34 protein-coding genes are annotated in these 23,772 nt (G+C 67.2%); 27 read left to right on the forward strand and 7 right to left on the reverse strand.

What is annotated here, in order from left to right:
- The first annotated feature begins 115 nt into the window (after positions 1-115).
- From K3A85_RS09255 to K3A85_RS09300, 11 genes are all read left to right on the forward strand, one after another.
- Positions 116-1,012, forward strand: a complete 897-nt coding sequence (locus K3A85_RS09255) for a GPO family capsid scaffolding protein (protein ID WP_225206225.1) — start codon at positions 116-118, stop codon at positions 1,010-1,012.
- Between the two features lie 60 nt (positions 1,013-1,072).
- On the forward strand, positions 1,073-2,152 hold the full coding sequence (locus K3A85_RS09260; RefSeq protein WP_225206226.1) for a phage major capsid protein, P2 family: 1,080 nt from the start codon (positions 1,073-1,075) through the stop codon (positions 2,150-2,152).
- A gap of 239 nt (positions 2,153-2,391) precedes the next feature.
- Positions 2,392-3,150, forward strand: coding sequence for a phage terminase small subunit (gpM, locus tag K3A85_RS09265; protein WP_225206227.1), 759 nt, complete (start codon positions 2,392-2,394; stop codon positions 3,148-3,150).
- A 1-nt stretch (position 3,151) separates the two neighbouring features.
- On the forward strand, positions 3,152-3,292 hold the full coding sequence (locus tag K3A85_RS09270) for a hypothetical protein (RefSeq protein ID WP_225206228.1): 141 nt from the start codon (positions 3,152-3,154) through the stop codon (positions 3,290-3,292).
- 99 nt (positions 3,293-3,391) lie between these two features.
- On the forward strand, positions 3,392-3,865 hold the full coding sequence (locus K3A85_RS09275; RefSeq protein WP_225206229.1) for a head completion/stabilization protein: 474 nt from the start codon (positions 3,392-3,394) through the stop codon (positions 3,863-3,865).
- Entirely contained in the window at positions 3,865-4,083 is a 219-nt protein-coding gene (locus tag K3A85_RS09280; protein ID WP_225206230.1) for a tail protein X, read from the forward strand. Before K3A85_RS09275 ends, K3A85_RS09280 begins: the two co-directional genes overlap by 1 nt.
- Before the next feature lie 2 nt (positions 4,084-4,085).
- The gene (locus K3A85_RS09285; RefSeq protein ID WP_225206231.1) at positions 4,086-4,487 is read left to right on the forward strand and encodes a hypothetical protein; all 402 of its coding nucleotides are present in this window, start codon (positions 4,086-4,088) and stop codon (positions 4,485-4,487) included.
- On the forward strand, positions 4,480-4,611 hold the full coding sequence (locus K3A85_RS18015) for a hypothetical protein (RefSeq protein ID WP_263624785.1): 132 nt from the start codon (positions 4,480-4,482) through the stop codon (positions 4,609-4,611). Before K3A85_RS09285 ends, K3A85_RS18015 begins: the two co-directional genes overlap by 8 nt.
- Complete coding sequence (locus tag K3A85_RS09290; protein WP_225206232.1) at positions 4,608-5,099, forward strand: phage tail protein; 492 nt, start codon at positions 4,608-4,610, stop codon at positions 5,097-5,099. Before K3A85_RS18015 ends, K3A85_RS09290 begins: the two co-directional genes overlap by 4 nt.
- A gap of 2 nt (positions 5,100-5,101) precedes the next feature.
- Complete coding sequence (locus K3A85_RS09295) at positions 5,102-5,569, forward strand: phage virion morphogenesis protein (protein WP_225206233.1); 468 nt, start codon at positions 5,102-5,104, stop codon at positions 5,567-5,569.
- 288 nt (positions 5,570-5,857) lie between these two features.
- Positions 5,858-6,691 (forward strand): DUF3800 domain-containing protein, encoded by an 834-nt coding sequence (locus K3A85_RS09300; protein ID WP_225206234.1) that lies wholly within the window; start codon positions 5,858-5,860, stop codon positions 6,689-6,691.
- Positions 6,692-6,915: 224 nt separating this feature from the next.
- On the opposite strand, the gene K3A85_RS09305 is transcribed toward K3A85_RS09300, so the two are convergent.
- Positions 6,916-7,269, reverse strand: a complete 354-nt coding sequence (locus K3A85_RS09305) for a thermonuclease family protein (protein WP_225206235.1) — start codon at positions 7,267-7,269, stop codon at positions 6,916-6,918.
- A gap of 53 nt (positions 7,270-7,322) precedes the next feature.
- Here K3A85_RS09305 and K3A85_RS09310 point away from each other — a divergent pair, with 53 nt between their 5' ends.
- On the forward strand, positions 7,323-7,505 hold the full coding sequence (locus tag K3A85_RS09310) for a hypothetical protein (RefSeq protein ID WP_225206236.1): 183 nt from the start codon (positions 7,323-7,325) through the stop codon (positions 7,503-7,505).
- Here the strand turns inward: K3A85_RS09310 and K3A85_RS09315 are convergent, their stop codons facing one another.
- Positions 7,506-7,733, reverse strand: a complete 228-nt coding sequence (locus K3A85_RS09315; protein ID WP_225206237.1) for a hypothetical protein — start codon at positions 7,731-7,733, stop codon at positions 7,506-7,508.
- Between the two features lie 191 nt (positions 7,734-7,924).
- On the opposite strand from K3A85_RS09315, the gene K3A85_RS09320 reads away from it, so the two are divergent.
- Together K3A85_RS09320 and K3A85_RS09325 are read left to right on the forward strand one after the other, a co-directional pair.
- Positions 7,925-8,170 (forward strand): type II toxin-antitoxin system HicA family toxin, encoded by a 246-nt coding sequence (locus K3A85_RS09320; RefSeq protein WP_225206238.1) that lies wholly within the window; start codon positions 7,925-7,927, stop codon positions 8,168-8,170.
- An 83-nt stretch (positions 8,171-8,253) separates the two neighbouring features.
- Positions 8,254-8,637, forward strand: a complete 384-nt coding sequence (locus K3A85_RS09325) for a type II toxin-antitoxin system HicB family antitoxin (RefSeq protein WP_225206239.1) — start codon at positions 8,254-8,256, stop codon at positions 8,635-8,637.
- A gap of 9 nt (positions 8,638-8,646) precedes the next feature.
- Here the strand turns inward: K3A85_RS09325 and K3A85_RS09330 are convergent, their stop codons facing one another.
- Genes K3A85_RS09330 through K3A85_RS09350 form a run of 5 tightly spaced genes read right to left on the reverse strand, consistent with a single transcriptional unit; the run spans position 8,647 to position 13,378 of the window.
- Positions 8,647-8,949, reverse strand: a complete 303-nt coding sequence (locus K3A85_RS09330; RefSeq protein ID WP_225206240.1) for a hypothetical protein — start codon at positions 8,947-8,949, stop codon at positions 8,647-8,649.
- Positions 8,946-12,164, reverse strand: coding sequence for a beta strand repeat-containing protein (locus K3A85_RS09335; RefSeq protein WP_225206241.1), 3,219 nt, complete (start codon positions 12,162-12,164; stop codon positions 8,946-8,948). The genes K3A85_RS09330 and K3A85_RS09335 overlap by 4 nt, the downstream gene beginning before the upstream one ends.
- A gap of 12 nt (positions 12,165-12,176) precedes the next feature.
- Positions 12,177-12,551 (reverse strand): hypothetical protein, encoded by a 375-nt coding sequence (locus K3A85_RS09340; RefSeq protein ID WP_225206242.1) that lies wholly within the window; start codon positions 12,549-12,551, stop codon positions 12,177-12,179.
- A 4-nt stretch (positions 12,552-12,555) separates the two neighbouring features.
- Positions 12,556-12,777 carry a hypothetical protein gene (locus K3A85_RS09345; protein WP_225206243.1) on the reverse strand — a complete coding sequence of 74 codons (222 nt, stop codon included), beginning with the start codon at positions 12,775-12,777 and terminating at the stop codon, positions 12,556-12,558.
- Between the two features lie 13 nt (positions 12,778-12,790).
- Positions 12,791-13,378 (reverse strand): lysozyme, encoded by a 588-nt coding sequence (locus K3A85_RS09350; RefSeq protein ID WP_225206244.1) that lies wholly within the window; start codon positions 13,376-13,378, stop codon positions 12,791-12,793.
- Between the two features lie 191 nt (positions 13,379-13,569).
- Between K3A85_RS09350 and K3A85_RS09355 the strand changes: the two genes are divergently transcribed.
- From K3A85_RS09355 to K3A85_RS09415, 13 genes are all read left to right on the forward strand, one after another.
- Positions 13,570-14,484, forward strand: coding sequence for a baseplate assembly protein (locus tag K3A85_RS09355; protein WP_225206245.1), 915 nt, complete (start codon positions 13,570-13,572; stop codon positions 14,482-14,484).
- Entirely contained in the window at positions 14,481-15,041 is a 561-nt protein-coding gene (locus tag K3A85_RS09360) for a phage tail protein I (protein WP_225206246.1), read from the forward strand. Before K3A85_RS09355 ends, K3A85_RS09360 begins: the two co-directional genes overlap by 4 nt.
- A gap of 4 nt (positions 15,042-15,045) precedes the next feature.
- On the forward strand, positions 15,046-16,566 hold the full coding sequence (locus K3A85_RS09365; protein WP_225206247.1) for a hypothetical protein: 1,521 nt from the start codon (positions 15,046-15,048) through the stop codon (positions 16,564-16,566).
- A 17-nt stretch (positions 16,567-16,583) separates the two neighbouring features.
- The gene (locus K3A85_RS09370; protein WP_225206248.1) at positions 16,584-16,823 is read left to right on the forward strand and encodes a hypothetical protein; all 240 of its coding nucleotides are present in this window, start codon (positions 16,584-16,586) and stop codon (positions 16,821-16,823) included.
- An 87-nt stretch (positions 16,824-16,910) separates the two neighbouring features.
- On the forward strand, positions 16,911-17,462 hold the full coding sequence (locus K3A85_RS09375; RefSeq protein WP_225206249.1) for a phage baseplate assembly protein V: 552 nt from the start codon (positions 16,911-16,913) through the stop codon (positions 17,460-17,462).
- A 10-nt stretch (positions 17,463-17,472) separates the two neighbouring features.
- Positions 17,473-17,838: a GPW/gp25 family protein gene (locus K3A85_RS09380; protein ID WP_225206250.1), complete on the forward strand. Its 366-nt coding sequence runs from the start codon at positions 17,473-17,475 to the stop codon at positions 17,836-17,838.
- Positions 17,839-17,851: 13 nt separating this feature from the next.
- On the forward strand, positions 17,852-18,961 hold the full coding sequence (locus tag K3A85_RS09385; RefSeq protein ID WP_225206251.1) for a phage tail sheath subtilisin-like domain-containing protein: 1,110 nt from the start codon (positions 17,852-17,854) through the stop codon (positions 18,959-18,961).
- A gap of 55 nt (positions 18,962-19,016) precedes the next feature.
- A complete protein-coding gene (locus tag K3A85_RS09390) occupies positions 19,017-19,526 on the forward strand; it encodes a phage major tail tube protein (protein ID WP_225206252.1) in 510 nt (169 codons plus the stop codon).
- Positions 19,527-19,655: 129 nt separating this feature from the next.
- Positions 19,656-19,991 carry a phage tail assembly protein gene (locus tag K3A85_RS09395; RefSeq protein WP_225206253.1) on the forward strand — a complete coding sequence of 112 codons (336 nt, stop codon included), beginning with the start codon at positions 19,656-19,658 and terminating at the stop codon, positions 19,989-19,991.
- Positions 19,992-20,005: 14 nt separating this feature from the next.
- Positions 20,006-20,131 (forward strand): GpE family phage tail protein, encoded by a 126-nt coding sequence (locus K3A85_RS09400; protein WP_225206736.1) that lies wholly within the window; start codon positions 20,006-20,008, stop codon positions 20,129-20,131.
- Positions 20,132-20,143: 12 nt separating this feature from the next.
- Positions 20,144-22,306 (forward strand): phage tail tape measure protein, encoded by a 2,163-nt coding sequence (locus K3A85_RS09405; protein WP_225206254.1) that lies wholly within the window; start codon positions 20,144-20,146, stop codon positions 22,304-22,306.
- Positions 22,307-22,317: 11 nt separating this feature from the next.
- Complete coding sequence (locus K3A85_RS09410; protein WP_225206255.1) at positions 22,318-22,692, forward strand: phage tail protein; 375 nt, start codon at positions 22,318-22,320, stop codon at positions 22,690-22,692.
- Positions 22,689-23,720, forward strand: a complete 1,032-nt coding sequence (locus K3A85_RS09415) for a contractile injection system protein, VgrG/Pvc8 family (protein ID WP_225206256.1) — start codon at positions 22,689-22,691, stop codon at positions 23,718-23,720. The genes K3A85_RS09410 and K3A85_RS09415 overlap by 4 nt, the downstream gene beginning before the upstream one ends.
- Positions 23,721-23,772 lie beyond the last annotated feature (52 nt).

The raw sequence follows: 23,772 nt of genomic DNA on the forward strand, positions 1-23,772 counted from the left end.
GTCACAATGCGCGCGCGTTGCGAAGTTGCGCCTGCAAATGCCTGTTGCACCCGTCCAGTCGGCACGTCGCCCCGCCCGGCAGCCGCGAACCGAGATCAGGACGGAGCAAGTACCGATGGCCAAGACCCGTTTCTTTCGCGTGGCAGTCGAAGGCGCCACCACCGACGGCCGCGCGATCGAGCGGCAGTGGCTGCTCGACGCTGCGCAGACCTACAACCGCACCACCTATGCGGCGCGCGTGAACCTCGAACATGTCCGCGGCGTCACCGCCGACGGTCCCTTCCAGGCCTATGGCGATGTGCTCGCGCTCAAGACCGAGGAAATCGAGCTCGACGTTGCCGGCAAGAAGGAAAAGCGCCTTGCCCTCTTCGCCGAGATCGACGCGCTCGATCCGCTCGTGGCGATGAACAAGAAGGGCCAGAAACTCTACTCCTCGATCGAGATCAGCCCGAACTTCGCCAACAGCGGCAAGGCCTACCTGGTCGGGCTCGCCGTCACCGACAGCCCGGCTTCGCTCGGCACCGAGATGCTTCAGTTCGCCGCCTCGCAGGGCGAGAACAATCCGCTGGCCCACCGCAAGCAGGACAAGGCGAACCTGTTCACCGCCGCCACCGAGGCCACGATCGAACTCGCTGACGAAACGCCTGCGGTGAACCCCGATCCGACCGGCATCTTCGCCTCGATCAAGGGCCTGCTCGACGGCTTCACCGGCAAGCCGAAGGAATCGACCCCTGCGGGCGCTCCGGCCGCCGAGCCTGCCGCGACCACCCCCGCCGTCCAGCCCGGCCCCGATGCCGCCGCCTTCACCGCGCTCGGCGCGCTGATCGGCCAGCTGACCGGCGTGGTCGAAAACATGTCGGGCCAGATCGCCACGGTCGCTGCCAGCACCAAGGCAACCGCCGACAAGCTCGCCGCTCTCGAATCCACGATCGAAGCCACCCCGCACGGCACCTATCGCCAGCGCCCGGCCGCCACCGGCGGCGAGGGCAACGGCGTCCGCACCGACTGCTGATCGCCCGAACGTAACCCCCAGCCCGGCCCGCGCCCACCTGAAACCCCGAGGATACCCCACATGCGCAATGAAACCCGGCTCCTGTTCAACGGCTTCGTCAGCCAGATCGCCCTGATCAACGGCGTGCCCGATGCCACCGCCCAGTTCACCGTCGCCCCGGCGGTGCAGCAGAAGATCGTCGAGCGCGTCCAGCTGCAGAGCGAATTCCTGCGGTCGATCAACTACATCATGGTGCCCGAGCAGGAAGGCCAGACGGTCGGCATCGACATCACGCAGCCGATCGCGGGGCGCACCAACACCGCGGGCAACAACCGCATCCAGCCCGCCGACCCGACCGACACCAGCGAGGTCAACACCTATCGCTGCGAGCGCACCGAGTTCAACTGGGCGCGCCAGTACTCGGCGATCGACGCCTGGCGCCACCGCCCGGAATTCGAGACGCTGCTGCGCGATGCGATCCTCAAGCGCCAGGCGCTCGACATGATCCTGATGGGCTGGAACGGCACCTCGGTCGCCGCCTCCAGCAACCGCACCACCAATCCGCTGCTGCAGGACCTCGCCAAGGGCTGGCTCTACAAGATCCGGACCAAGGCGCCCCTCCGCTATCTGAAGGATGGCGCGCTCACCGGCAGCGGTGCGGACAAGATCTACGTCGCCGGCGGCGTCGAGCTCTACAACGAGGTGACCAACAACGTCGCCACCGCGAAGGCCGACTTCGTCAACCTCGATGCGCTGGTCTACGACGCGATCGAGCTGCTCGACGAGTGGCACCGCGACAGCACCGACCTCGTCGTCATCTGCGGGCGGGACCTTGTCCACGACAAGTACTTCCCGATGATCAACAACGCCGGCGACAAGGCGACCGAGCAGGAAGCGCGGGACCGCATCCTGCGCTCGGAAAAGCAGATCGGCGGCCTGCCCGCGATCCGCGTGCCCTTCTTCCCGGCCAACGCGCTGCTGATCACCAGCCTCGACAACCTGTCGGTCTACGAACAGGAAAACAGCCGTCGCCGCCGCCTCGCCGATGAGCCGGAATACACCCGCATCGCCAACTACGACATGGCGAACATCGACTTCGTGGTCGAGGACTACGGCAAGGTCGCCCTGGTCGAAAACATCGTGCTGGCGGCGAAGCCGTAATTCTAAACGCCGCCAAGCCGTAAGGCGCGGCGCCCATGTCCCTGCCGGGTTTGCAGCCCCTGGCCCGGCAGGGACGCCCGAATACCCGAGGGCTGTGACCGGCCATCCTGCGCGGGCCTGCGGGAGCCGGGAGCCAGACAGAAAAAAGCGGTGGCCCGAAGCCGCTTTCCCTGCCGCCGCGAAGTCTTGCCTCTCCCGGCTGATCGCGGCGGCAGGTTTTCATCCCGGAGATCCACGCCATGTCGCTCGCCCGCCGTCACCGTGAAACCATCCTCGCCGCGCAGGCCGCCGGCGCTGCAGCCGCCACCGCCGCAGGCCCCGCGCCGATGCCCGCCGATGGCCCCGTCGCCACCGAGTACCAGACGCTGCTCGCAGGGCTCGGCGTCCACCTTGCCCAGCTGCGCGAAATCCAGGCGACCGAGCGGAAGATCGAAGCCAAGCGCGAGATGGTCGGCAGCTACCGCGCCTGGGTCGACGGCGCGCTCGCCGGCGCGGCCGAGGCGGGCCAGGCCCCGCAGGACGAGATCGTCGCCAACATGCTGATCTGGGCGATCGACCTTGCCGACTGGCCCTGGGCCTTCGCCATCGCCGAACACATGCTGCGCTTCGGCCTGAGGCTCCCCGAACGCTTCACCCGTCATCCCGCCGTCGCCATCGCCGAGCAGGTGGCCGAGGCGGGCCTCGCCAAGGTGCCCGCGATCGACCTCGAAACCCTGCTGCGCTTCGAACGCCTGACCGGCCCGCACGACATGTTCGACCAGGTCCGCGCCAAGCTGCACAAGGCCATCGCGCTCGCCTTCACCCGCGCCGCAGCGGCCTTCGATCCCGGCGCCGACAGCGCCGTCGCCGGCGGCAAGCGCGCGCTGCTGTCGAACGCCCTCGAACACTTCGAACGCGCCCTGGCGCTCGATGCCGGCTCCGGCGTCAAGAAGCTGATCGAACAGACCACCCGCGAACTCGCCAACGCTGCCCCGCCTGCGGCCAACCCGGAGAACTGACGTGACCATTGCCTTGCTGCTCCTTGCCTGCGCGCTCTTCCTTGCCGTGCCCTTCGCCCTCTCCCGCCACGAGCACTTGCGCACCCGGCACCACGACCATCTGATCCAGGGCCATCCCCGCAGCGCCGCGCGCGCCCGGTAACCAACTGCGCCACCCGCGCCGGGGGGCGGGAACGACGATGGAGGCACCAGCCACACCAGCGCCGCGCCCTCACCCCCCACCCTTTCGTAAGGCCCGCCCATGTCGTTCGTCGCCACCCCCGTCCCGCCCAGCTCGCCGCCTTCCTCGGTCGTGCCCGGCGACGGCTTCTGGCCCGACATCGACGTCGCGGCGATGCGCGATGCACTGGCCCTCGGCCCGGGTGTCCCGCACGCCCGCCTGCTCGGCGCGATCGAGGGCGGCTTGCTCGCGGTCGAGGGCCAGCTCGCCGAATGGCGCGCGCGGGCGGAATCGGCAGGCGCAACCAGCCTCGATCAGGTCGAGCCCGACCGCACCATCGCCGGCGAAGTCCGCGCCGTCGTGCTCTGGACCCGCGCCGTGCGCTTCGCCGCCGCGGCCGAGATCGCGGATCTCCACACCGAGATGAGCGCGACCGGCCATGGCGCTGCCGCCGCGCCCGAAAAGCGCCTCACCGCCGCCGACTATCGCCGCCTCTCGACCGAGGCCGTGCGCGACCTGCTCGGCACCTCGCGCTGCACGGTGGAACTGATCTGATGACCACCACCGTCACCGCGCGCCAGGGCGACACGCTCGACCTGCTCTGCTGGCGCCACCTCGGCACCACCGCCGGCGGCGTGGTCGAAGCCGCCTTCGAACTCAATCGCGGCCTGGCCGAAGAAGGCGATGTCATCGCCGAAGGCCGCGCCGTGATCCTGCCCGATCCGCCCGCCAGCGCCGTCACCACCCTCGAAACCGTCAACCTGTGGGATTGATCATGGGCAGCGACCTTGCAGACTGGAAAGCGTTCTTCTTCTGGTGGCTGGCCAGCCTCTTCGCCGCGACCACCGTCGTCGTCGCCAAGCTCGGCTTGCGGCTCTACGGCGCCGCCGGCGATCCGCCGGCCGATCCGGTGCTCGCCGCGCACTGGCAGCGCCGCCGCCGCTACATCGCCTTCGGCGAGATCAGCGCGCTGCCGGCATTAGCGACAATTTCGGTCGTGCTGGTCAGCTACTACCACCTCAACCCCGTCGCGGCCGTGCTGCTCGCCATGGCGCAGGGCTTCGTCGGCTTCCCCCTGCTGCTCGATGGCGCGGCGTTCCTGTTCCGGAAGCGGATCGGCCTGCCGGCCGCTGCCAACGCGGCGCCGAGCGGCTCCCTGGAGAGCACCGATGGCTGATCTGCCCGTCACCGACTTGATCGCGATCACGCTGGCGAGCCTGGGCGGCATGGCCGTCGCGATCGCCCTCGCCCTGCCCCACCACCTGCACTTACGTCGCGCGCACCGCGAGCCCGCCGAATGAAGAAGCCGGCATCGCTGCGCGCCGCCATCGCCCGCCTCCTGCCAGAGGTCGAGCGCGACTATGACAAGCTCGCCATGTGGGTCGAAAAGGGCAGCGTGCGCGGCCGGCTCGGCAACAACCACGGCTTTGCCTGGTCGTACGACCTCACGGTGCTGGCGACCGGTTACACCGACGATCCGACGGTGCTGTTCTTCGTCGTCACCGAATGGCTGCGCGATCAGCAACCCGATCTGCTCGCCCCGGGCGCGGCTCCGATCCCGTTCGAGGTCGACATCAACAGCGCCACTTCGTGGGATGTCACGATCACGCTGCGCCTCGAGGAGTTCGTCGAGGCACTCCCCGGCACCCGGCCCGGCGAGTGGCAGCTGCAGGTCAAGGATCAGCCGGTGCCGCTCGATCCCGACAGCGTACCCTTCGCCGCGCCGCCCGTGCCGGTCGCCTCGATCTGGGCGCACGGCGTGCAGATCGCGCCAGCGCCGGTCGACTGACAATGGAAGCGCCCGCGCTCGAACGCCTCGAGCCCTGGCTCGCGGGCTATATGGCCAGGCTGGAACCGCGCGAGCGCGGGAGGCTGTCGCGCAAGATCGGCAAGGCCCTGCGCGATGCGAACGCCCAGCGCATCCGCGACAACGTGCAGCCCGATGGCAGCCCGATGGAACCGCGCAAGCCCAAGGCCGACAAGCGCGGCCGCCTGCGCCAGCGCAAGGGCAAGATGTTCCCGAAGACCGCGCTCGCCCGCAACCTCAAGGTCCAAACTTCGGCCGAGCGCATCGAACTTGCCTTCACGCCGCTGGTCGCAGGCACCGCAGCGGTGCACCACTACGGCCTGACGGCGCCGGTCGATCCGGCAACGCCCAACTCGATCAAGGTCCGCTATCCCGCGCGCCGCCTGCTCGGCTTCTCGCCGGCGGACATCGAGGCGATCGAGCGGGCTGTCATGGATCACGTGGCAGGGTAGCTGCTGGCGCGCGCTGCGCCACCGGTCACTGCAACCACCGGGCCAGCCCCTGCGCCACCAGCACCGCGCCCGCATCCTTCCCGCCCACGGTGATCAGTGCGCTGACGATGGATCAGCGAGTGCAGGTAGAGGCGAGCGAAAAACCCCGAAAATGTCTCGGCAAGGTGTGCCCTTGCCGATAGAAATGTTAACTCCCGCGATTGTTGAAGCTATGATTGTTCGGGCGTAATCGCATTGAAATTTCCGGAAAGACTCGACAGTTCATCGACGCCGAGTCATCTCACCACGATGCAGCCAGCATTCCATGTATATATCGACGAGGCTGGCGATCCAGGCGTAAAGCCTAAGCTAATCGATATCCCGCATTGGACGGATTGGTTCGTCATTTCGGCAGTCGTGATTTCCTCTGACCGAGAAGCTGAGGCAGTCGACTGGATTCGCGAGATGAATGCCGCCATTCGGCGAAGCACCCCCGCTTCCATTCATTATCGTAACCTGAGCGACACCAATAGAAGGCACGTCTGCAATGTCCTTGCGGAAAAGCCCGCGCGAATATTCGTTGTGGCATCCCACAAAGACACAATGCGGCGGCATTGGAATCCTAAACTTGGTCGAGCCAACGACAAGAAATTTTACAACTGGTGTTTGCGGTTACTTCTAGAGCGGGTGACGCAATGGTGCGCCAGTCGCTCTCAAAAAGCTGGATTGGAGACCCAGCCAGCCCGGATCGTTTTTTCCGAACGCGGGGGCCATGATTACGATGATCTACGAACGTATCTGCGTCGGATAGAAGCGCAGACGCTGACCAAGAGTTTGGTGCTTGACCGTAATAGCATCGCACCAGGGGTGATTTATGAAAGCCTTTGCACCGTGGTTCCTCATGCAAATCTTGCAGGTCTGCAACTCGCTGACATTGCCGCAAGCGCATTCTTCCAAGCTGTTTGTACGGCATTACCGCGACACACTGTTGAACCTGCGCAGGCTCTCATTAGCCGCCTAGCGCGCCAAGGGAGACGCAGGAAGCCCGCCGGATTTGGTCTGATGATGTTACCGTTCGCGCACCAAGGTGAGATCCCGCAAAGCGATCGAGCAATATTCCAATTGGGTGGATACGAGTTCTAGTAAAACGGCGGGCCCCGGCCTTTCTTTCTATCCGGGCTGATAGGTCATCATCCAATGGACGACCGTCCCAGTAGCCGCCTCCCCAGTCTCTGGGTCGTGCGAAAGGTTGCTCCGGCGTATCCCGCCGATCCATCATTACCTTAACCGCAATGATTACGCAAGATTCGAGTCGAGCTTTTGTAACGATCTGTCGCAGCTGCAGGGCTCTTCATAGGATAGCAGCGCTACTGCCACCAGCGGGCGAGGCCCAAACCCACCAGATAGCCACCAGCGTCCTTCCCGCTCACGGTGACGCGGGCCAGACTGCGACCATATTTGTCCTGCCCAAGCCGCTCGATCCGCGCCCGGCCGCCGGCAAGGAACTGCTGCAGCGCGTCGCGCGCGGCATAGCCTCTCGCATAGTCACACCAGGCATAGGCCCGGCGATTGTCCTGGCACTTCGGGCTATCCGGCAGCTCGGGAGCGTCGATGTTGGCGATTCGGATCCGCTCGACCCCGCAGCGGATGGTGTCGCCATCGTGCACCGAAGGGGTGGCGCACAGGGCGGCGCCGGCGGCGAGGATCTGGAACAGGCTCATCCAGTGCGTCTTAACATGCTACTGCCCGGAACGCCGCCGCAAAGGAACGCCCCATGCGAAACGTCATCAACCAGCCACAGCACGCCGCCGCGCACCTCGAGCAAGCCATGGCGCACCTCAAGGCCGCGCTGGTCTATTGGCAGACTAGCGCCAGCGGGCGCGAGGAACTCGACGATATCACCACGCGCCTTGCCATCCTGATCGACGAAAGCGGGCCGCTGCCTCCGATCGCCTGATCACTCCCGCATCACCGGCACCAGGTGCGGCCGTTTGCTGCCGCAGCCTTCGCAGCGCAGGACGCGGCGCACCGCATCGAGATCGCGCGGGAGGTTGCGGCGCTGCATTTCCAACGAGAGTGCCAGCGACGCGATCACCACCGCGCGGCCGCACTGCTCGCAGGTGGCGCGCAGGTCGATCCCATGCCGCGCGTAGTCGCTGATCGTGTCGAGTCGCTTCCAGCCCACGCCCCATGAGAACGAACGTGGAACATTTGCAATGTCGAATTGCTGCGTGGCGGATCAGCGCAGCCGCAGGCGCGTCCCGTCCGCCCTTGATACTGCCATCGCTCGGCGTCGCCAGCACATTGAACGTCACCTGCCCCGGATTGCGGGCGAACACCCAGAAGGTGACGGCAATGCGTACTATATACACATATATGCTTGACAGCCGCGCTCATGATGTGTATCAAATACCCATCAAGAAGGGGGCAGAAATGAAGAGCCGCGAAGTCATCAAGCTGATCGAAGCCGCCGGGTGGCGCGAAGTCCGCCAGAACGGAAGTCACAAGCACTTTCGTCACCCCGAACGGCCCGGAACCGTTACGGTCCCCCATCCCAAAGCCGACATGGCGATCAAGACGCTTCGATCGATCGAACAACAAAGCGGAGTGAGGCTCAGATAGAGCCTCATCGCCATCTATCCACATTCGCTCTTGACCTTGCCTCCGAACATACATATTTATACACACCGCAACAGGAGATGAAAATGACGGCGGTTTTTTATCCGGCGGTTATTGAGCAGGCCGGCGAAGGCTACAGCGTGTATTTTCCCGATTTGCCCGGCTGCACGTCCGCTGGCGCCACCTTGCGCGAAGCCGCGCTTAACGCCGAAGAGGCGTTGTCGGGCCATATCGCCGTCTCCGCCCAATATGGTGATCCCGTTCCCGCGCCGAGCGAAGTCCTGCCCCGTGAACCCGATGCCGCCGCGTGCTTGCTGGTAAGGGCCGAACTGCCGGGCAAGGCCCTGCGGATCAACATCACCCTGGACGAGGGCCTGGTGGCCGCGATCGATCGCGTCGCGCGCAATCGCAGCGGCTTCCTGGCCGAGGCCGCGCGCGACAAGCTGGCCGCCCGGCGCGCGCTGGGCTGACCGTTCGATCTACCGCACCCGCAGGCTTACGCGCGGGCCTTCCTTGCTGCCGTCCGAGCCGCGAACGACCATGTCGAACCGCGCCAGGCCCGGCTTCAGCCCCTTGATCCAGAAGCGCACCACCGTGCCCGCAACCGTTACCCGATCGACCGTGGCGCAGTCGCCGCCCGACAGCATCACGGGCCAGGCCTCAACCGCGGTGGCTCCCTGCGGCAGCCGATTGATCCAGTCGAAGCTGATCGCCTCTTCCTGCCCCACGCCGATCGGCTCGAGGTTGCCGGTGAACAGCGGCTTGTCGCTCGGATTGGTCATGGGTCTATGCCTCGCAGGATGAAGTCGCGCGCGCGGCGCTGCAGGATCAGCACCGGCCGATGTCGGCCAGGAGCCAAAGTGAAATCTCGCAGGTGTTGCGCCAGGACATAGTCGCGGTGCCGTGCCGCCAGCACGAACGCGCGCAACGGCACCGCGAACAACGTTGCCGCCAGCGCCGGGCTCGCCAGTTGATGCCCCAGCGTCACGCTGCCGGGGGTTAGGGCGAAGCGCGCCGCGATCGTCGCGAGCCCGGCCCTGTGGATCGCCACCGCCGCGTCCGGCGCGATTGCATATCGCGCGGCGATCGTCGGCGCTTCGACGGTCTGCGCACTGATCGTCGCGGCCGCCGCGATCGCGATCCGCATCGCCACGCCCGGCGCGCCGAGCGCCGTCGCGTGCGACAGCGGCGCCGCCGCCAGCGCCGAGCGCGTGGCAACCGTCGCCGCGTCGAGCCGCGACGCCTGCGCAACGTCGGCGGGCGCCAATCCCGTCCCGGCCCAGACGGTGGGGCTGGTCAGGCCATGGGCTTGCGCCAGATCACCGGCCGTGAGTGCCGAGCGCGCGGCGAGCGCGGTCACGGTTACCGTGTGCGGGTGCGCCGGCGCCGCCGGCGCTATGGCCGAGCTGGCGAGCAACGAAGCCGCGCTCATCGCATGGGCATGGGCCAGCCCCCCCGGCGCGACCGGCGAAATCGTCGTGATCGCCGGCGAACTCGCCGCCTGGGCGTGCGCTGCCGCCGCCGGCGCGATGGCCGAACCGGCGAGCAGCGCCGCCGCGCTCAGCGCGTGGGCGTGGGCCGCGTCGGCAGGCGCGATGGCCGATCTCGTCGCGATGGCGGGCGCGCCCGGAACATGGGCATGCATGCTTGCCGACGGCGTGATCGCAACCGTCGCGCCACTGAACACCCATCCGGTGTTGTTGCCGCCGTCCGCATTGCCCCCCCCGGTCGGCGCGAGCCAGGTGGCCGCCGGAGAGGCATTGAGATAGCTGATGAAGTTGTTGCTGACGCTGACAGTGCCCGCACCGGTGTAGATCAGATCCTGCGCAGCGCCCGCGACCGCCGTGGTCAGCACCGCGTTGTTGACGGTCCAGCTAGCGACCCGCGTCGCGCTCGATCCGGTGCCCTTGAGCCGCAGCGTCGCTCCGGTGACGGATGCGCTGATGCCGCCCAGCTGCGCTCCGTTCGCGTCGATGGTCGCCGCGGCGCTCGATGCCACCGTCACCGTGACGCCGGAGAGACTTGCCGCCGCGCCGAGGTTGTTGCGCGCCGCGAACAGGTTTGACGATCCGCCCGCAAGTTCGATCGTGCCCGTGCCCGTCGCGGTGACGACGGTCATCGCCGCGCCGGTGTTGTCGGTTATGCTGCCCGCGTCGAACTGCCCGTCGCGCACACGCAGCACGCCGCCCGACCCGAACGCGAGCGTCGCCAGCGCAGCGGCCGAGTTCACTTCGAGGTTAAACGACTGAAAACTGAAGCTCGCGGCCGAGAAAGTGCGACCGGCGAGGGTCAGGACGGCAGCCGGACGAATTGTCGTGGCGCCCGCAATCAGGTCGCTCGCCAGCGTGAGGCCGGTCGAGATCGAGACGGCGCCAACGGTCAGGCCGGACGGCGTCGATATCGACCCGCCGATACCGTTGACGGTGAGGCCTGACGCGGAGCTGTGGTTGCCCAGGACCGCCGCGCCGCCGGCTGCCAGGGTGCCAGTGATCGGGCCAGTGCAGCTCGAAAGGTTGACCGGGCCGACCGAGGCGTTGCAGGTGACGGTACCGCTGGTCGAGACGGTGATGGGCAGGGTAAAAACGCCGGCGATTGAGACGTTGCCGGCGCCCCCGAGCAGTTCATAGCTGCCCGTTCCCGCTTCCGACCCGAACGCTCCGGTCAGGCCAACGCTCGCCGAAATCTTGCCGCCCGAGCCGAAATTGACGACGCCATCGCCGCCGCTACCGACATTCGCGTAAGAAGCGCAGGAAAGCGTAAAGCCGCCCAGCGCTACCGACCCGCTGGCAACGGTGAAGGTGCCCGGCACGGCCAGGTTGCCCGACAGGCTCACACTTGCCCCGGCCACCGTCGCATTCGTGAAGCCGATCGAGCCGTCGAAGGCTCGCGAGCCCGAGGTGTATTGCAGCGTGCCCGCACTCGCGGCGAAGCCGTTGCGCGTCAATGTCCCGCCGATGCTCAGCGTGTTGGTGACCGACAGGTTGCCGCCGAGCGAGGCCGTGCCGTTCACCGTCATCGCCGTGGCGGTCAATGCTGCCGTCGTCGCCAGTGTCGCGCCGCTCAAAATGGTCGCGCTCGCGATCGTGCCCGAGGGCGTCAGCGTCAGCGTGCCCGACGAAATGGTAAGGCCAGCCAGCGCGCCGAACGACTGCGCGAAGCTGCCAGTGGTGGTCACCGATAGCCCCGAGGTGCTGTGCGAACCCAGCGTTGGCGCAGCGCCAAGCGAAATCGAGCCGGTGAGCGCTCCGGTCAAGCCGGTAGTAACCAGGCCGCCGAGCACTTGCGGTGACGATGCGAAGGCCACCGTGTCCGTCCCGCCGCTGACCGTCACAACCGTGCCCGAGGGCATTGCCGGGACAGTTCGGGTGCCGCTCGTCGGCGCCCCTGTCAGGACGACCCGCGGCGTGCCCGTGACCGAAATGTTCGCGGCCACCAGGCTGGGGATACTCGCCGATGCCAGCGAGCCGGTCGTTCCGAACTGAATAGCTAGCGAGGAACTAGGCGCGAGGGACAGGCTCGAAGCCGTCAGACGGAAGCCGGCGAGATTGACCGTGCCGTTGGTGGCCGTGAAGCTGGAGCTTGTCGTAAGATCCCGCGCCAGCGCCACACCCGCCGATGCCGAGTTGAACACGGTCACCGGAGAAGTAATCGTCGGCGTGACGTTGACGCTGCAGGTCGTGCTCGTGTTGCCCAGGGTCAGGCCGCCTGTGTTCGTCCAGGTGACGTTCCCATTGACGGTAAGACCGTTTCGAACCGTGGTCGTACCGGTGCCGGCGAAGGTGATCGGATTGCTTGCGCTGGGCGTCAGGGTAAGGTTCGCTAGGGTCAGCGTCCCGCTGCGAGTGATCGTCCCCGTGCCGCTGTTGGCGTCGACGATGATCGTGTCGCCGGTCGCGGGCACCGCAGCGTTGCCCGCACCTCCGCTGGTCAGGGAAATGTTGGTGTTGCTCGAAGTGCTCAGCGTCCCCGAACCGCCGACCCAGTAATACGTGGCCATAGCCGGTCAGCCTCAGGTCGGAGCCTGGATCTCGTCCTTGAAGGAAGCGACGTCGAACGTGCCGCCGTTCGCCACCGCCTGACTGGCGCAGGTCGTCACCAGCAGAAGCGTCAAGTTGGCGACGTCGAGCAGCGCGACGTGCGTGGCCGTGCCCGCCACGGCGACCGAGTTGCCGTTCTTCGCTGCGACGGTGATCTTGCGACCGGAAACGTCGCCATTGGCAAGCGTAAAATCGCCCGGCGCCATGGCGACCGATCCCAGCGCGAACGTGCTGTTGGCCTGCGCATAAGTGGTCGGCTCGGCGCTGCAGATCGTCATCCGCGTGGTGTTGGCGCGGATATAGGCCAGCGACTGGTCGAGAACGACACTGTTGATCGACTTACCCATGGCGTCAATCTCCCAGCACGCGGGTTTCGGTGCCCGCGAACACGGTCTCGGTATCGATCTCGACCGACCCTGCAGGATATGTGACGACAGGGGCGTCCGCCGTGGCATCGGCTGCCCCGGCGCAAATGAAGTATTCCTCGGCGCGATCGTCCTCGAACGCCAGCGGCAGCCCCGGCAACAGATCGAGCGACCCGTGCTTGAATCGATGCTTGAAATAAACGGCCATGGTCTCTGCCTCCTCAGGCGTCTTGCAGGCACAGCGCGCGCTCGCGCTGGCGGCGAAAAGTCAGGCCGCGCACAGCTCGCAGCGCGCCGTCGACACGCGCCTTGTCCCAGGCAAGCATGGCGTCGCAGCCTTCGCGGATCTGGCCCGCGTTGATCCGGCGCGCGGCGGTGCTGCCGCACCAGGCGCCGACGCCGATGTTGTAGGCAAGGCTGATTGCTGCGGCGCGCGCACGGTCGCGGCCGGGGATCGTCAGGGCGAGGCCCGGCGTGCAGCGCATCACGCCATCGGCATGGCGCACCAGCTCCGCCTCGAGCATCGCCGCGCACTGCGCCTCGCTGTAGCGCTGGCCCATGCGGATGCCCTTGGTCAGGCCGTCGCAGGCGGTGGGGATGCCCGCGATGTCGCGATAGGCTTGAAGGTACTGCTGGCCGCTGACGTGGCGAACGGTGGCAGTGCCGTCGACCGCGATCGTGACGTCGACCTTGCGCCCGCTCTCCTCGCCGGGGATCGACGTCAGCAGCAGCCCGGCGCTGGTCAGCCCCACGAGTGCGGCAAGCGTGCCCTTGCGCAACCTTGGACGGTCAGTTTCGATCGCGGCCATCGACAGCGCGGCTCCGGCAGGAAAACGAAGAGATCACCTCCCATCCCCTGCCGCACGCGCGCCCGGATTTCATCGCCGCCGGGTTGTGGACCTGCGCGTCACAACGTCGTCTGATCCGCCGCTGTTGTGGCGCGTGCCGCCACAACGCGCGGGCGTTGAGCGCGCGAGGGAGGGCCCGTCATCTGCCTGCCATGCCGATCGCATCTGACAGCTTTACAGGGGTCGACCTGTCCCGCCTGCCCGCGCCGGACGTCGTCGAGCCGCTGGACTTTGAAACGATCCGCACCCAGGCGTTGTCGCAATTCGAAGCCCTGTGTGAAGAGGCCGGCATCCCCTTCGACGCGGCGATCGAAAGCGATCCGGTCGTGAAGCTGCTTGAGCTGTTCGCTTGGCGTGAACTGCAGTTGCGCGCTCGTGTCAACGATGCCGCCCGCGCGGTGATGGTCGCCCACGCAACCGGTGCGGATCTCGATGCGCTCGGCGCGCTGTTCCAGGTCGAACGCTGGGTGGTGCGTCCCGCCGATGTCCTTGCCGGCACGCCCGAAGTGCTCGAATCCGACGCCGACTTTCGCCGCCGGATCGTGCTGGCGCCCGAAGGCTATTCGACCGCGGGCCCTGCCGGCGGTTACATCTTCCATGCGTTGTCCGCGTCTCCGGATGTGCTCGACGCTAGCGCGACGAGCCCAGCGCCCGGACAGGTCGTGGTCACGGTTCTTTCGCGCATCGGTTCTGGCGCGGCGTCGCCTGACCTCATCGCAGCCGTCACGGCCGCCTTGCATGCTGAGACGGTTCGTCCGATCACCGACCAGGTGATCGTGCAATCGGCGCAGATCGTCAGCTACGCCATCAACGCGACACTGACGTTTCTTCCCGGGCCGGACAAGGCGCTGGTCGTCGCCGAAGCGCGCCGCGCGCTCGACTCCTACATTGCCGAGACGCACCGGCTAGGGCGGGATGTCATGCGCGCAGGAATCATCGGTTCCCTATTCGTGCCAGGAGTCCAGAATGTGCTCCTGACGCAGCCCTCATCATCGCTGGTGGTCGACCCGGACGCGGCTAGCTGGTGCACCTCGGTTACTCTCACCGACGGCGGCACGGCAACATGACCGCGAGCCTCTTGCCGCCGGGCGCGACGTTGCTCGAGCGCGCGCTCGAAGATCTGGCGGTTGTCAGGCTTGCCGGGATCAACTCCGATCTGCGTCGCTTGTGGTCGGCGCGGCTTTGCCCGCCAAGGCTTCTGCCTTATCTCGCCTGGGGCCTGTCGGTGGACCAATGGGATCCCGACTGGCCGATCAGGACGCGTAGGGCCCGCGTGGCCGACGCTATCGCCGTGCAGCGGCGCAAGGGCACCATTGATTCCGTCCGCCGGATCGTCGCGACTTTCGGCGGATCGATTACGATCAACGAGTGGTGGCAGCAGTCGCCCCCCGGCCCCCCGCACACGTTTTCCCTCACGCTCGAGTTGCCCAGCGATGGCTCCGCAGCGCCATCCTCGAAATTGGTCGATGCAGTGATCGCCGAAATCTCTGCGACCAAGCCACTGCGCAGCCACTTCGATTTCGTGATGGCTCAGACCGCAACTGGCGCCATCGGCTTGAGAGCGCTCGCCAGACCGGTCATCGGCGCCAGACTTCAGATGATTTGCCCAGCAGCGGGATCTTGATTCCATGGCCCTAGACCTCATCATCACTGACGCCGGCCGCGCTGCGTTGATCAACGCAGCGAACACCGGCACGAATGCCGTGACCATCACCGAAATCGGGATTTCGGCGACCGCTGTGACCGCGGCGCCTGCCGCAACTGCGCTGCCTGGCGAAATCAAGCGCCTCAGCTCAATCGGCGCGGCGCACGTCGCTGCGGACAAGATCCATATCTCGCTGCGCGACGACAGCGCCGACGCCTACGCGCTGCGCAGCTTCGCCCTGTACCTTGGCGACGGCACTCTCTTCGCGCTCTACGGGCAGACGGCGGCTATTCTTTCCAAGACCGCCCTTTCCACTGCACTGATCGCGATCGACGTGGCCCTCGCCGATGTCAGCGCCGCAGCGATAAGCTTCGGCGCAACCAACTTCACCGATCCGATCGCGACTACCTCGACCCCCGGCCTCGTCGAACTGGCCACCCGTTCCGAAGCGGCGGCGGGCGTGATCCCCGACCGCGCGGTCACGCCCGATACGCTGGCCTGGGCGCTACTGCGCCTCCTGATCGGCCAGGACGGATCGGGGTCCGGGCTCGATGCGGACCTGCTCGACGGCAAGCAGGGCGCCTATTACGCCGACATCGCCGCGCGGCTCGGCTATGACCCGGTCGACAAGGCTGGGGACATCATGGCAGGGCCGCTGTCGCTACCCGGCGACCCGACGGCGAATGCCCATGCTGTTCGGAAAAGCTATGTCGATGCGCTGGTCACGGCGGCCGCCTCACTCGCGCGGCTGCTTACTGTCGATGGTTCGGGATCCGGCCTCGATGCCGACCTGCTCGATGGTCAGCATGGCGCTTTCTATCGTGATCTGGGCAATGCCCTTGGCAAGTTGCCCGACGAGCGGCTGTCCGGGAATTATAGCCAGGTCGCGAGCCTCGCTGCCGCCGGGCGGCTCCAGGGTCAACTGCGCCACCTTGATGGCTATTTCGAGGTCTTGCCCTACAACGAAAGCTACGACGACGGATCCCGGGCGCACGCATTCTACGATGGTAATTCGCGCGTGCTGCGGCTCGGCGGAAGAGACGGCGCCGGCGCGCTCACAGCGATCGCGCTGGCTATTGGTGGTGCCGTCGTATGGCACGCGGCGAATGATGGCTCGGGGTCCGGGCTCGATGCGGACCTGCTTGACGGCAAGCATGCCACCGCTTTCGCCGCCGCCGCGGACTTCAGCACCGGCAGCAACGCGCGCGGCCGCTGGTGGAAATCCCCCGACGGCGCCGGCGGCTCGGTAATCGAGCAGCAGGGCAGGCTTGCCGGTCGCAGCGGACAGGGAACGCTTACCCTCACCTTCCCGATCCCCTTCACCGATACCGACTATGACCTGCAGATGACCGCCATCATCCCTGGCGTCGGAGACTACGACAACTATCCGCAGGAGGTTGACGGCACCCGCTCTGTCAACGGCGTCACGATCTTCCTGCAGGACCCATCCAGCGGCGCCAGCGGCGAGAACGCCGGCGTGCGCTGGCGCGCCAAGGGCTACTGAACAGGAAGGAACGGCAAGTGAAGATCATCATCGGCAAGTTCGACCCGGGCGCCGGCACTGTCCCTGTAACCTTCAGCGACGGCGAAAAGCGGCACGCGCGCGATGTTCGCGCTGTCCTCGTCAACGGCCAGTACGATGCCGACGCCACCCGCGCTCGCATTGACGAGGTGGGAGCGGGCGTCGTCGAGAAATGGGCGCTCGGCCTGCTGTGCGATCCCTCATTACCGGAACCGGACGCGCATCCCGCCGCGGAATAGCAGCTCTGAAGCTGCGATTGTCCTGGGCGTGGTTACAATGCTGGCCTCTCGCGCCGCGCTCTCGCGCGTGGCTTTGATCCTGCTGTCATGCGCACGCCCGAAAGCACCCCGACCGACCCCGACCAGCTGATCCGCTTCGGATCGGTCGCCTCGGTCGATCTCGCGGCGGGGCGCTGCGTCGTCACGATCGACGAAGAGGGCGCCAGCGGCGACGCCACCACGCCCCCGATCCGCTGGATCGAACCGCGCGCCGGCGCCACCCGCACCTGGTCGCCGCCCAGCGTTGGCGAGCAGGTCGTGCTGCTTTGCCCGGCGGGAGAGATCGGGCAGGCGGTCGCGCTGCGCGGCGTCAGCTGCAACGCCTACCCCCCGGCCGGCAACAGCCTCGCCGAGCTGGTGCGCTTCGATGATGGCGCCGTCTTCAGCTACGACCCCGAGGCGCACGCCTTATCGGTGAAGCTCCCCGCCGGAGCCACGATCGAGGTCGACGCCGACGGCGGCATCGCGATCAAGGGCGACATCGCCCTCACCGGCAAGCTCACTGCGAGCGATGACGTCGCCGCGGCCGGCAAGAGTCTCAAGAGCCACAAGCACGGCGGCGTGCAGACCGGCACAGGCCAGACTGGCGCGCCGCTATGAGGATCGGGGCATGACCGGTCTTACCGGGATGGATCGCGCCAGCGGCAAGGCGCTCACCGGCGACCAGCACCTGGTCCAGTCGATCGGCGACATCATCACCACGCCGCTCGGCACGCGTCTGATGCTGCGCGATTACGGCTGCCTGCTGGCCGACCTGATCGATCGGCCCGCCACGCGCGCGAACCTGCTGCTGTTCGCCATGGCCGTGGCGCTGGCCATCACGCGCTGGGAGCCGCGCGTCACCGTGCGCCGCGTTACCTTCACCGGAGATTTCGCTTCCGGCCAGGCATCGGCCGTGATCGAGGCGAACCGCACCGACGTCGCGGTCAACGCGTTGACGCGCCTGACCGTCCCCCTCTCCCGCACATCCACCTGACAGGAGCCGCATCATGCACGGCATCAAGACCAATATCCTTACTGCCGGCACGCGACCGATCGCGGCCGCCGCCACCGCCATCATCGGGCTCGTCGGTACCGCGCCGGCCGCAGACAACGCTATGTTTCCGGTCGGTGCGCGCGTCCTCGTCACCAATATCCGCCGTGCCCTTTCGAATATCGGCGCAACGGGCACGCTGCCTGCCGCCCTGGCCGCGATCGCCGATCAGGCCGACGCTACCGTCGTCCTGGTTCGGGTCGCGCCGGATCCGAACGCCGGCGCGCAGGACACCAACACCATCGCCGGCGTCAACCAGCTGCTCGGCGCGGAAATGGCGCTCGGCTTTCGCCCCAGGATCATCGGCGCGCCCGGTCTCGACACCGCTGCAGTCGCCTCCGCCCTCGTCGTGGTCGCGAAGAAGCTGCGCGGCATGGTCTATGCCCGGGCGATCGGTAACACGGTCAACGCCGCTTCGAATTACGCCGCGCAGTTCGGTGATCGCGAGCTGATGTTGATCTGGCCGAATTTCACCGGCAGCTTTGCCGGCGATGCCGTCGCCAGGGCCATCGGCCTGCGCGCGCAGATCGACGAGCAGCAGGGCTGGCACAAGACGCTGTCGAACGTTGTCGTCGCCGGCGTCAGCGGGATCGCACAGGACGTCAGCTTCGACTTCGAAGGCGGGGCGTCTGATGCCACGACGCTCAATGCCGCCGGCATCACCACGCTGGTGCGCTTCGGCGGCGGCTTCCGTTTCTGGGGCAACCGCACGCGCAGCGACGAGCCGCTGTTCGCCTTCGAAAGCGCGACGCGCACGTCGCAGATCATCGCCGACGAGATCGCCTACGGCCTCGCCTGGGCGCAGGACAAGCCGATGACCGCGCGCCTGGTGCGCGACGTGCTCGACACGATCAACGCGCGCCTGCGCAAGCTGGTCAGCACCGAGCGGCTGATCGGCGCGAAGGCCTGGTACGATCCCGCGCTCAACAGCGCCACCGATCTCGCGGCCGGCAAGCTGGTGATCGACTACGACTTCACCCCGGCCGCGCCGCTCGAAGGGCTCGAGCTCAACCAGCGGATCACCGACCGCTACTACGCCGACCTCGCCAGCCAGATCGCGGCCTGATCCCCGCAGACATCGCCGGCCACCCTCCCCGCACTGAAATTCGAAAGGCGAAACAATGGGTTTCCCCAGCAAGCTCAAGCAGCTCGATTGCTTCATCGATGGCCAGGGCCACCTCGGCACGGTCGAGGAAGTCGAACTTCCCAAGATCGCGCTCAAGACCGACGACTGGCGCGGCGGCGGCATGCTCGGCCCGGTCGATATCGACATGGGCCTCGACAAGATCGAGATGGGCGTCACCATGGGCGGCCTGATCGAGGCCGCGATCCGCAGCTTCGGCGCCAGCGCCACCGACGCCGCGCTGGTGCGCTTCGCCGGCGCCTACCAGGATGACCAGACCGGCGCCGTCCGCGCGGTCGAGGTCGCCGTGCTCGGCCGGCTCAAGGAAATCGACTGGGGCAACGCCAAGACCGGCGACAACACCAGCCACAAGTACAAGTACGGCTGCAGCTATTTCCGCCTCACCGTCGATGGCGTGGAATGGATGGAGATCGACATGATCAACATGATCTTCCGCGTGTTCGGCGCCGATCGCTACGCCGAGATCCGCGCAGCCATCGGCGGATAACGTCATCAGCAATTGGCGGGCGTTGGGGTTGGGGGATCCCGGCCGCGCCCGCCTGCCCAACTTCCTCCCGGTGGCTGGCGGGCGCGCCGGGAGGGAGACCACCAAGGCCCGCAAAGCAAGGCCCGCACCATGTCCGATACCACTGCTGCGCCCGTCGCGGCCACCACCACCGAAACCGTCACCCTCAACGCGCCGATCGAACGGCAGGAAGGCCCGGCCGTCGCTGCGCTTTCGCTGCGCAAGCCCAAGGCAGGCGACCTGCGCGGGCTCAACATCCAGTCGCTGATGACCGGCGATGTCGCCTCGGTCATCACGCTTCTGCCGCGCATCGCGCAGCCCTACATCACCGCACATGAAGCCGCCGCGCTCGAGGCCGAAGACATCGCGGAGGTGGCGGGCACGATCATGGGTTTTTTCATGACGGCGAGCCAGAAGGCGGCGATCCGGCAGGCACTCGGGGGCTGAAAGTCGAAGGGCTGATCGCCAACATCGCCGCCGTGTTTCACTGGCCCCTGTCCGAACTCGGCGCGATGTCCCTGCCCGAACTGCTCACCTGGAACGCGCTCGCCATCGACCGCTGGAACGCCATGAACTGCGCCGAATAGGATCCCTGCCCGATGTCCGACAACAAGCTTTCGCTGATCGTTTCGTTCGTCGGGCAGGACAAGCTGTCGGGCGCGATCAAGAACATCATCGGCCTGGGAAAGAGCGGCGACCAGGTGCTGCGCGGGATGTTCCGGCAGGCGCGCGACCTCAAGGGCCAGATGGCCGATGTGCGTTACGAGATCGCCAAGGGCACCGGCAACGTCACGGCGCTGATCGACAAGGAAAAGCAACTCGCCGCCGCGCTGGCCAAGGTGAACGATCAGATCGACCGGCAGAAGGGCTTGAACAGCTTCGCCGCCGACACCCGGCGCATCGCCGCGCGCGGTGGCAGCCTGCAGGACAGCGGGGCCAGCAACGTCGCCGGCGGGCTCGCGCTCGCCGCGCCGCTGGTGCTCGCGACCAAGGGGGCGATGGACTTCAGCTCGGGCATGGTCGACATCCAGCAGAAGGCCGCGCTCACCAATGCCGAGACCGATCGCATGGCCGGCAACATCCTCGCCGCCGCCAAGGCCACCCACCAGATGCCCGAGGATCTGCGCGGCGCGGTCGATATGCTGGCGGGCTTCGGCATGGATCCCCGGCAGGCGCAACAGATGGTCAGCCCGATCGGCCGCGCCGCCACCGCCTACAAGGCCGAGATCGGCGATCTCGCCGCCACCAGCAATGCGAACTTCGCCAACCTCAAGGTGCCGATCGAACAGACCGGCGCCGCGCTCGACATCATGGCGGCGGGCGGCAAGGCCGGCGCGTTCGAGATCAAGGACATGGCCCGCTTCTTCCCGAGCCTCACGGCGCAGATGCAGGGCCTTGGCCAGTCGGGCCTCGGCGCGATCAGCGACCTTACCGCGGCACTGCAGATCGCCCGCCGCGGCGCCGGCACAAGCGAGGAGGCGGCGAACAACATCGAGAATCTGCTCGCCAAGATCAACGCAAAGGGCACGATCGACGCCTTCAAGAAGAACTTCGGCGTCGATCTGCCCGCGGCGTTGAAGCGCGCGGCCGCCGAGGGCAAGTCCCCGCTCGAGGCCATTGCGGCGATCACGCAAAAGGCGACTGGCGGCGACCTGTCCAAGCTGTCCTTCGCGTTCGAGGACATGCAGGCCCAGTCGGCCGTGCGCGCGCTGATCCTCAACCTGAAGGATTATCGCGACATCCGCGATCAGATCGGCCGGAGCGGCGGCACCGTCGATGCCGACTTCGCCATGCGCGAGGCGCGTGACGGATCGGTCAACGTCAAGTCGATGCTCGGCGCGCTGCAGACGCTCGGGATCGTTGTCGGGACCAAGCTGCTGCCGCTGCTGACGCCCGCGATCCAGCACCTAGCCGCAGGGGCCGAGGCGGTCAGCAGCTGGGCCCAGGCAAACCCGCAGCTTGCGCAAACGCTCGTGACCATCGTCGCCGCGTTCGTGGCGGGCAAGGTCGCCCTAGGCGCGTTCCAGTTCACCTTCGGCGGCGCGCTCAAGCTGATCGCCAGTTCGCGCACGATCTTCACCACCGCCTCTACCGCGTTCGGCGTGCTGCGCACCGCGGCGATCTTCCTCGGCAAGGGCGTGGCGCGCGCCGGCGCGATGATGCTTGCCAATCCCATGGTGCTCGCCATCACGGCGATCGTCGTCGCGATCGGCGTCGCCGCCTACCTGATCTATGCCAACTGGGACAAGATCAAGGCGGCTTTCGCCCAGGGCAAGGCGTGGGTCATGGGCGTGCTGCAGTCGATGCCCGGCCAGTTGCGCTCGATCGGCTCGATGATGATGCAGGGCCTGCTCGCAGCGATCGATCCGTTCGGCCTCGGCAAGAAGCTGGTGATCATGGCGCAGAACGGCATCGCGCAGTTCAAGGCCTTCCTCGGGATCAAGTCGCCCTCGCGCCTGATGATGGAAATGGGCGGGCATGTCGCCGGCGGCCTCGCGCTCGGCCTCGATCGGCACGGCGCGCGCCCCGTGCGCGCCATGGGGCGCATGGCCGCAGCGGTGGCGGGCGCAGGCGCGATCGGCCTGTCTGCCCCGGCGCTCGCGGCGCCTGCGGCAGGCGGTGCGGGCGGTGGAAGTCCGATCACCATCCACATCCACCAGCTCCCGGGCGAGGACGCCAATGCCCTCGCCGATCGCGTCGCGCGCCTGCTCGAACAAAGGCAGGGCAGCGCCCGGCGGCGCGGCCTTACCGCCGACTTCTAGGAGTACGCTTCATGCTCATGGCCCTCGGCATGTTCGTCTTCAGCACCGACACCCTTTTGCCCGACGGGATCGACCGCGACCGCGACTGGCGACACGAACGCGCGGCGCGCTTCGGCGCGCGGGCCGCCAGCCAGTTCACTGGCCCTGGTGACGATCGCATCGTGCTGTCGGGCTCGCTGGTGCCCGAACTCGCAGGCGATTATGGCGCGATCGAGCGCCTGGCCGAGATGGCCGAGCAGGGCGAAGCCTGGCCGCTGATGAACGGCCGCGGCGAAGTGCTCGGCCAGTTTACCATCGACCGGCTGTCCGAGCGCAAGGGCAACCTCATCGATACCGGTGCGCCGCGCCGCACCGACTTCACCCTCGAGCTGAGCCGCGTCACATGAAGCGCGCGGCGTCCGCCTTCGTCGAGGCCCGCCCGGCCTGGCGTGTCACGCTCGATGGCGCGGACCTCACCGCGCGCTTCGCGCCCCGCCTGATCAGCCTGCGCCTGCGCGAAGGCACCGGCGAGGAGGCCGACGAAGTCGAGATCGTCGTCGACGACAGCGACGGCAAGTTCGCGCCGCCCAAGGCGGGCAGCGAGTTGACGGTCGAGCTGGGCTGGGAGCGCGGCACCGAGGTCCGCGTCGGCCTGGTGCCGAAGGGCATCTTCGTCGTCGACGAACTCAGCTGGTCCGGGCCGCCCGACCAGATCACTGTCACCGCCCGCAGCGCCGACTTCAAGGGCCCGATCCGCACCCGCAAGACGCGTACCTTCAAGGACACCACCGTTGGCGCTCTGATCGAGCAGCTGGCGGCGGACAACGACCTGGAGCCGCGCTGCCACCCCGATCTGGCCGGCAAGCCCGTCGCCGCTGCCGAGCAGCACAACAAGCCCGACATGGAGCTGCTGCGGGACCTCGGCCGGCATTTCGATGCCACCGCCACGGTCAAGGCCGGCGCGCTGATCTTCGCCCCGCGAGGCAGCAGCACCAGCGCCACCGGCCGGCCGATCCCCGCCGTCACCGTCCGCCGGGACCAGTGCAGCAGAGCCAGCTGGCGGCGCGCCCAGCGCGAAAAGGGCGAAGGCGGGGCAGAGGCGCAGTGGCACGACCAGGACGAAGGCAAGCGCAAGACAGTCCAGCACGGCACCGGCAACGCCAACGCTCCCCGTCGCCGGTTGAAGCGCGTCTATGCCAGCGAGGCCGACGCGAAGACCGCCGCCCAATCCGAAGCGGCCCGGATCAAGCGCGCGAGCGCCTCGCTCGAACTCGAGCTCGCGTTCGGCGATACCGCCATCGCCCCCAGCACCCCTGTGACCGTCGAAGGGTTTCGCGGCCACATCGATGGCCAGAAGTGGCGCGTCGCCAGCGCCGAGCACAGCATGGACGCGCGCGGCCTGAGCACCCGGCTAACCCTTGAGATAGCAGGTTGATTCACGCGCGGATCGTTACACCCTGCGCGCGTCACCGAACGACATGAAGCCC

Source organism: Novosphingobium huizhouense, from assembly GCF_020179475.1.
In the GTDB taxonomy this organism is placed as follows: Bacteria; Pseudomonadota; Alphaproteobacteria; order Sphingomonadales; family Sphingomonadaceae; genus Novosphingobium; species Novosphingobium huizhouense.

Bases quoted from the DNA above. Each gene is read 5' to 3' on its own strand.
- K3A85_RS09255 (WP_225206225.1), top strand. From the start codon at position 116: ATGGCCAAGACCCGTTTCTTTCGCGTGGCAGTCGAAGGCGCCACCACC.
- K3A85_RS09260 (WP_225206226.1), top strand. From the start codon at position 1,073: ATGCGCAATGAAACCCGGCTCCTGTTCAACGGCTTCGTCAGCCAGATC.
- gpM (WP_225206227.1), top strand. From the start codon at position 2,392: ATGTCGCTCGCCCGCCGTCACCGTGAAACCATCCTCGCCGCGCAGGCC.
- K3A85_RS09275 (WP_225206229.1), top strand. From the start codon at position 3,392: ATGTCGTTCGTCGCCACCCCCGTCCCGCCCAGCTCGCCGCCTTCCTCG.
- K3A85_RS09280 (WP_225206230.1), top strand. From the start codon at position 3,865: ATGACCACCACCGTCACCGCGCGCCAGGGCGACACGCTCGACCTGCTC.
- K3A85_RS09285 (WP_225206231.1), top strand. From the start codon at position 4,086: ATGGGCAGCGACCTTGCAGACTGGAAAGCGTTCTTCTTCTGGTGGCTG.
- K3A85_RS18015 (WP_263624785.1), top strand. From the start codon at position 4,480: ATGGCTGATCTGCCCGTCACCGACTTGATCGCGATCACGCTGGCGAGC.
- K3A85_RS09290 (WP_225206232.1), top strand. From the start codon at position 4,608: ATGAAGAAGCCGGCATCGCTGCGCGCCGCCATCGCCCGCCTCCTGCCA.
- K3A85_RS09295 (WP_225206233.1), top strand. From the start codon at position 5,102: ATGGAAGCGCCCGCGCTCGAACGCCTCGAGCCCTGGCTCGCGGGCTAT.
- K3A85_RS09300 (WP_225206234.1), top strand. From the start codon at position 5,858: ATGCAGCCAGCATTCCATGTATATATCGACGAGGCTGGCGATCCAGGC.
- K3A85_RS09305 (WP_225206235.1), bottom strand. From the start codon at position 7,269: ATGAGCCTGTTCCAGATCCTCGCCGCCGGCGCCGCCCTGTGCGCCACC.
- K3A85_RS09310 (WP_225206236.1), top strand. From the start codon at position 7,323: ATGCGAAACGTCATCAACCAGCCACAGCACGCCGCCGCGCACCTCGAG.
- K3A85_RS09320 (WP_225206238.1), top strand. From the start codon at position 7,925: ATGCTTGACAGCCGCGCTCATGATGTGTATCAAATACCCATCAAGAAG.
- K3A85_RS09325 (WP_225206239.1), top strand. From the start codon at position 8,254: ATGACGGCGGTTTTTTATCCGGCGGTTATTGAGCAGGCCGGCGAAGGC.
- K3A85_RS09330 (WP_225206240.1), bottom strand. From the start codon at position 8,949: ATGACCAATCCGAGCGACAAGCCGCTGTTCACCGGCAACCTCGAGCCG.
- K3A85_RS09335 (WP_225206241.1), bottom strand. From the start codon at position 12,164: ATGGCCACGTATTACTGGGTCGGCGGTTCGGGGACGCTGAGCACTTCG.
- K3A85_RS09340 (WP_225206242.1), bottom strand. From the start codon at position 12,551: ATGGGTAAGTCGATCAACAGTGTCGTTCTCGACCAGTCGCTGGCCTAT.
- K3A85_RS09345 (WP_225206243.1), bottom strand. From the start codon at position 12,777: ATGGCCGTTTATTTCAAGCATCGATTCAAGCACGGGTCGCTCGATCTG.
- K3A85_RS09350 (WP_225206244.1), bottom strand. From the start codon at position 13,378: ATGGCCGCGATCGAAACTGACCGTCCAAGGTTGCGCAAGGGCACGCTT.
- K3A85_RS09355 (WP_225206245.1), top strand. From the start codon at position 13,570: ATGCCGATCGCATCTGACAGCTTTACAGGGGTCGACCTGTCCCGCCTG.
- K3A85_RS09360 (WP_225206246.1), top strand. From the start codon at position 14,481: ATGACCGCGAGCCTCTTGCCGCCGGGCGCGACGTTGCTCGAGCGCGCG.
- K3A85_RS09365 (WP_225206247.1), top strand. From the start codon at position 15,046: ATGGCCCTAGACCTCATCATCACTGACGCCGGCCGCGCTGCGTTGATC.
- K3A85_RS09375 (WP_225206249.1), top strand. From the start codon at position 16,911: ATGCGCACGCCCGAAAGCACCCCGACCGACCCCGACCAGCTGATCCGC.
- K3A85_RS09380 (WP_225206250.1), top strand. From the start codon at position 17,473: ATGACCGGTCTTACCGGGATGGATCGCGCCAGCGGCAAGGCGCTCACC.
- K3A85_RS09385 (WP_225206251.1), top strand. From the start codon at position 17,852: ATGCACGGCATCAAGACCAATATCCTTACTGCCGGCACGCGACCGATC.
- K3A85_RS09390 (WP_225206252.1), top strand. From the start codon at position 19,017: ATGGGTTTCCCCAGCAAGCTCAAGCAGCTCGATTGCTTCATCGATGGC.
- K3A85_RS09395 (WP_225206253.1), top strand. From the start codon at position 19,656: ATGTCCGATACCACTGCTGCGCCCGTCGCGGCCACCACCACCGAAACC.
- K3A85_RS09405 (WP_225206254.1), top strand. From the start codon at position 20,144: ATGTCCGACAACAAGCTTTCGCTGATCGTTTCGTTCGTCGGGCAGGAC.
- K3A85_RS09410 (WP_225206255.1), top strand. From the start codon at position 22,318: ATGCTCATGGCCCTCGGCATGTTCGTCTTCAGCACCGACACCCTTTTG.
- K3A85_RS09415 (WP_225206256.1), top strand. From the start codon at position 22,689: ATGAAGCGCGCGGCGTCCGCCTTCGTCGAGGCCCGCCCGGCCTGGCGT.